At 70.1% G+C, this 4,685-nt stretch carries 2 protein-coding genes; both read right to left on the reverse strand.

Translation table 11 applies throughout. The annotated features are described in order from the left end of the window. Positions 1-15 precede the first annotated feature (15 nt). A complete protein-coding gene (gene ssd, locus C1J01_RS46335) occupies positions 16-1,059 on the reverse strand; it encodes a septum site-determining protein Ssd (protein ID WP_111185361.1) in 1,044 nt (347 codons plus the stop codon). 2,387 nt (positions 1,060-3,446) lie between these two features. Beyond that, positions 3,447-4,226 carry a Fic family protein gene (locus tag C1J01_RS46340; protein ID WP_181449343.1) on the reverse strand — a complete coding sequence of 260 codons (780 nt, stop codon included), beginning with the start codon at positions 4,224-4,226 and terminating at the stop codon, positions 3,447-3,449. Positions 4,227-4,685 lie beyond the last annotated feature (459 nt).

Raw genomic sequence — 4,685 nt, forward strand, 5'->3', positions numbered from 1 at the left:
GTGGCTGGGTGGGGGTCATGTGGCTGGGAGGAGGTCTTGGAGGAGGGATGTGCACAGGTTGCCGAGCACGGTGCGGGGGCCCAGTCTCGGAAGCTCGCCTCGGTTGAGGGTGGCGGTGAGTCTCGGCTGGTCGGGGAGGTTGCCGGCCGGTGGGACACCGAGTGAGGACACCACGACTTCCTCGTCGAGAACGCCGGGACGAAGGATCGCGCGGATGTCGGCGGTGTGCTTGCGGGTCTCGGAGAGGACCTGAGAGGCGGAAAGGATGCCTCTGATGTCGGCCGTCGCCACCACGAGCGTGGTCTTCGCCCTCGTCAGGGCCTCAGTCGCGGCTGGGTCGAGATGGCGGGGAAGGTCGACGACCACCAGGTCGAAGCCCCGGGATCCTGCTTCGAGGACGGAACGCATGGCTTGGGCGGGGATCGGGGCCACATCGCCTCTGTGGAAGGACAGGACCGCCAGATCTCCGAACGCCGGAAGCGCCGCCTGGAGCGCGCTGGAGCTGATCCTGCCTTCCCTGGCCACCAGGTCGCCCCAGCGGGCTCCTGAGGCCTCCTCGTGGCCCAGCAACGCGTCTATGCCGCCGCCCAGCGGGTCGGCGTCGACGAGAAGCGTACGGAGGTGGTCGGCTGAAGCCCTCAGGGCGAGACAGGCCGCCAGCACGCTCGCGCCCGCGCCGCCCCGGCCGCCGATCACGCAGATCACGGATCCGGAGCGGGGGTCGGGCTCCATGGCGTCGGCGAAGCGCTCCACGAGGTGGCGCTCGTCGCTCGGCAGGGACACGACGGTCTGGGCTCCCACGGCTACGCACTTGCGCCAGGTGTCGGGGTCGTCGGGCTCACGGGTGACGAGGACGACCTGCTCGCGGGCGGGTGGCGCGGCTGCTGCCACCGAGTCCGCCTGGTCGGCTCCCACCGCGACGAGCGGGGCGAGGTTCCAGTACGGCCGGGCGTGCGCGGGGACGTGGGCCACGTCGAGCTGCGCGCCGGCCGCGGCGGCTATGCGGACCAGGTCGTCCAGCAGGGCGTGGTCCTCGGTGATGACCAATGGGCGATGCATGGGGATCGGCCTCTCACGGCGTGGGTGGGTGTTGGGTGGCCCACCTTGCCGGAGGCGGTCGTGGCGGCGAGGGGCTGGAACGGGTTCTGTGGATAACTGGTGCGTAGGGGTCCAGGGCTGTGGATGGCGGATGGCACGGGCCTTCGCATCTGCACCGCTCGTGCCTGTGACTGGTCCTGATGGCTCGCAGTCCTCGACCGTGGCTGCTGGCCCGACCTCCGGCCCGCAACTGAAGCGCCCGGGGACGGGACGCAGAGGCCCGGGACACACAGGTCGAGATGTCATGGTCCGGGGCGCACAGATCCGCATGGTCGGGAGTGCACAGGCCCGGGATGCCATGGCCCCCCGGGTGCACAGGCCGGCATGACATGGTGCCGGGTGCACAGGTCCAAGTGCTACAGACTGGAAGGTCCTGGTTCGAGCCTCACCAGGCGCCCAAGGGGTGCGGGTTGGGGCGGAGGCTGCGGCTCCCCCTGGTTCGTGTGCCTTGCCGGTCGGGCGCTGACCGTGACCGGCGTCCTCTGCACGACCTGTCCGTCGGCGGATGGTGATGCTGTTGGGGTAGGCCAGGACCCGGAGCGCGTTCTCTGCTGCGGTGAGGGGCAGGGGCGTGGCCGTCGTGGTTCGCAGTGGCGAACGAAGGTGGAGGGGCCGCGCGGTGGAGGCAGGCTTGTCCCGGAAAAGAGGCGACCCCCGCCGGGGGGGAGAGCGGGGGTCGCCTGTCGGTCCGGCTCCGGGGGGGTAGAGCCGGTCCCGTTTAGAAGAAAGCTTTCATCACTGAACCGGAACCTGGCAAGGGAGTTGCAAAGCAATCCCGTGCGCGTCGCTCCAGTTTCGGGCGATACCAACGTATGCTGCCCGATCGACTCGAGTTACGTCGAGGAGCAATCTCGCTTTTCCGCCAAGTTTTTTCGTGGACTCATAACGATCACATAAAGCCGATCACTGTGCGTGATCGGCGGCCATCGGGGGTTGACGGCTGCTCGTTCCTGATCGCCATAAAGCTCGGCAACCCGGTACACACTCCGGTAAAGGTCTTGGCCCTAGGGGTTCCCATCAGGGCGGATCGGACGTAGAAAGTAGATACGGACACAGGTCCGGGTGCATCAGTCGGGTACCCACGCGCGACCAGCCGCGGGAGGCGCGTCGAGACGGGCTTGACCCGGTCCGACGGATACTGTTGCACGCTTGGTAACCCGGCGTGGTGCGCAAGGCGGCGGCGTCTCAGGATTGAGACGCCGTCAGCTATGTCGGGAAATGTCCGGATTGCCAGCCTGTGATGAGGCCCGGGAGGGCTCGGATCGCGAAGGGTCCGAATGGCGGCACGGCCCGGGAAGTCATGGTCCGAACGGCGGCGGCCCAGGTTATGGAGCTCCTAGCTGTGGCTGAGCTCCGGGTCATGCGAGGTCAAGATCTTGGCAGGGCCCCAGATCACGCCGGGGTCGGGGCCGTTCGTGGGAGGGCCCCAGGCTATGCCGGCTCCGGGCCGTAGCAGGGCTCACGTCATGCGAGGTCCAGCCCGTGGCACCAGATGAAGCGAGGTCCAGGCCGTGGCAGGGCTTGGATCATGAGCAGTTCGGGCGTGGCACGACTGAAGGCTCGCGGGGTGCACGAATAGGGGCACGGTCCGCAATCCCAGCGGTGGCGCTGTCCGCCGGGTCGACGGCAAAACTTGGCAGCTCCGGGACCATGAGGGGTCCCGCACTATCACGCCGCCACACGGCCGCGAGCTGGGGCGTCACTGCACCTTTGCGGCGTTGGTCTACGGAGGTCCCGGACGGCGCGTCACCGCAGTTGTCGCAGCCGGTCCGCTGAGGTCCCGGGCAGCGCGTCACCGCACGTTGCGGCGGCCGGTCTGCTGAGGTCCCGGACGAGCGCGTCGCCGAAGTCCTCGGTGAGTACGGCTCGGAAGACGCTGAACCGCCGCGCCACTACAGGCCCCGAGCTGCCGCGTTGCCGCAGGTGTCCGCGTTATGGCGTGGGTCCGGGCCGCGTCGGGCCGGATGCTGCGGGCCGGACGCTGCGGCGCTGCGTGAGGCCGAGGTGGGAGAGCGGGGTGGATCCGTCGGCGTCCATTGCTCTGCACAGTCACCATGGTCAACACGACCTCTGGGTACGGCCCCGCCGAAGTGGTGCTCGGCGCTTGCGGCCCGGCGAGAGCGTGCCGGAGGGGTCAAGCCAACCTGCCTTCGGCGCATCATTGCGCCATCGCTGCAGGCCGCGCAGATCATGGGCTGGGCCCACGACGTCGCCTACTCCGCCTGGGGTGGTCCCTGTGGAGTCGTGGCGGTTTCGGGGCCTGGCCGCGCGGTGGTCGAGCGTCTTCTGGCGGGTGGCGTGACGGACGCGACCCAAGGGCCCGAAGCAGAAGGGGCCACGCAGAGCGGTCAGCCTCTCTGCATGGCCTCGCAGATCGCCGTGGTTTCGCGTACGCCGAGGGTTATCGCGGAGGCACAGTGTTGTATCCACTGCGCCACCCCCTCGGGGCTGCCGCTCAGGTAAGCCCGCAGCGCCTCCGCGTACGGCAGCTCCTGATGGCCCACCTCCACCGCCACCAGCGACTTCGGATCGAGCCCGTACTCGACCAGAGTCAGCCGACCGGCCGAGCGCGCCACGACGCCGTCGGCCGTGCCGAACGGGCGCAGTACCGCCAGCTCGGCGTGCACCACGGCGGACAGGATGATCGCGGGCGCCTTCGTCGGCCGTTCCAGCAGGCCGAACAGGCTTTCCATGCGTGCGGACGTGTCGGCTGCCACGGGGGCTGGGCCCAGGCCGTGCGGGTCGGGGGCGTCGTCGGAGACACGGGGGCGGCCCAGCTCGGCCTCCGGGGCGAGGCCGGCCGCCGCCACGGCGTGCAGCCTGGCCAGCACCTGCCTCGGCGCCTGGCGCCAGGTCGGGCCCATCCGTCCCATCTCCGCTGACGCGCGCAGCGCCCCCTGGACGACGGGGTCGTGGATCTCGTCCCTGCGCAGAGCGTCGAGGGGTACGTCCACGCCCTCGATGGCGGCCGAGGCTCGGGCGCCGCGCAGAGAGGATTCCGTCGAGACCGCGGGGCTGGCCCGGCGCAGGACGCGGTGACGGTACAGCCGGTCGACGGCCTGCCGGGCTTCGTCCACCGCCTCCGCGACGCCGGGGAACTGGGCGATGACAGCCAAGGGGTCACTCACGTGACCTGACCTTACCTGCGGGTAAGGGCCGATCCGGCCCAGGGGCGCCGACCAGTGAACACGGCGCCGGTAGCGCGCAGAGGCGCTGGCCAGGAAGGCCGGTGTGGGTGACCGTCGATCCGGCCCAGGGGCGCCGCCCAGGAAGCAGCGTGGCGCCGACCCTGTGGCGGTCTTCCTGCCGCAGAGGCGTCCCCCAAGAGTCCAGTACCGCCTATGCCCCAACCAGGTGTCCCTCGGCCTGCCCACGGGGCGCGGCGCTGGGACCCTTGGCGGAGTGTCCGCGCGGCTTGTCGGGTGAGGTGGGTCGGCTACCAGTTGCGTCCAGCGGGATCCAGGCGGGGCGGCGATGAAGTCGACCGAGCCCTGCGCATACAGCTGGTCAGTACGGGCCGTGGTCACCGCGCGGTGCGGAAAGGAGAGGACAGGTGAGCTGATCCGGCGGAGAGGGCCGGGGTGGGT

Origin of the sequence: Nonomuraea aridisoli (assembly GCF_003236395.1) — a bacterium.
In the GTDB taxonomy this organism is placed as follows: Bacteria; Actinomycetota; Actinomycetes; order Streptosporangiales; family Streptosporangiaceae; genus Nonomuraea; species Nonomuraea aridisoli.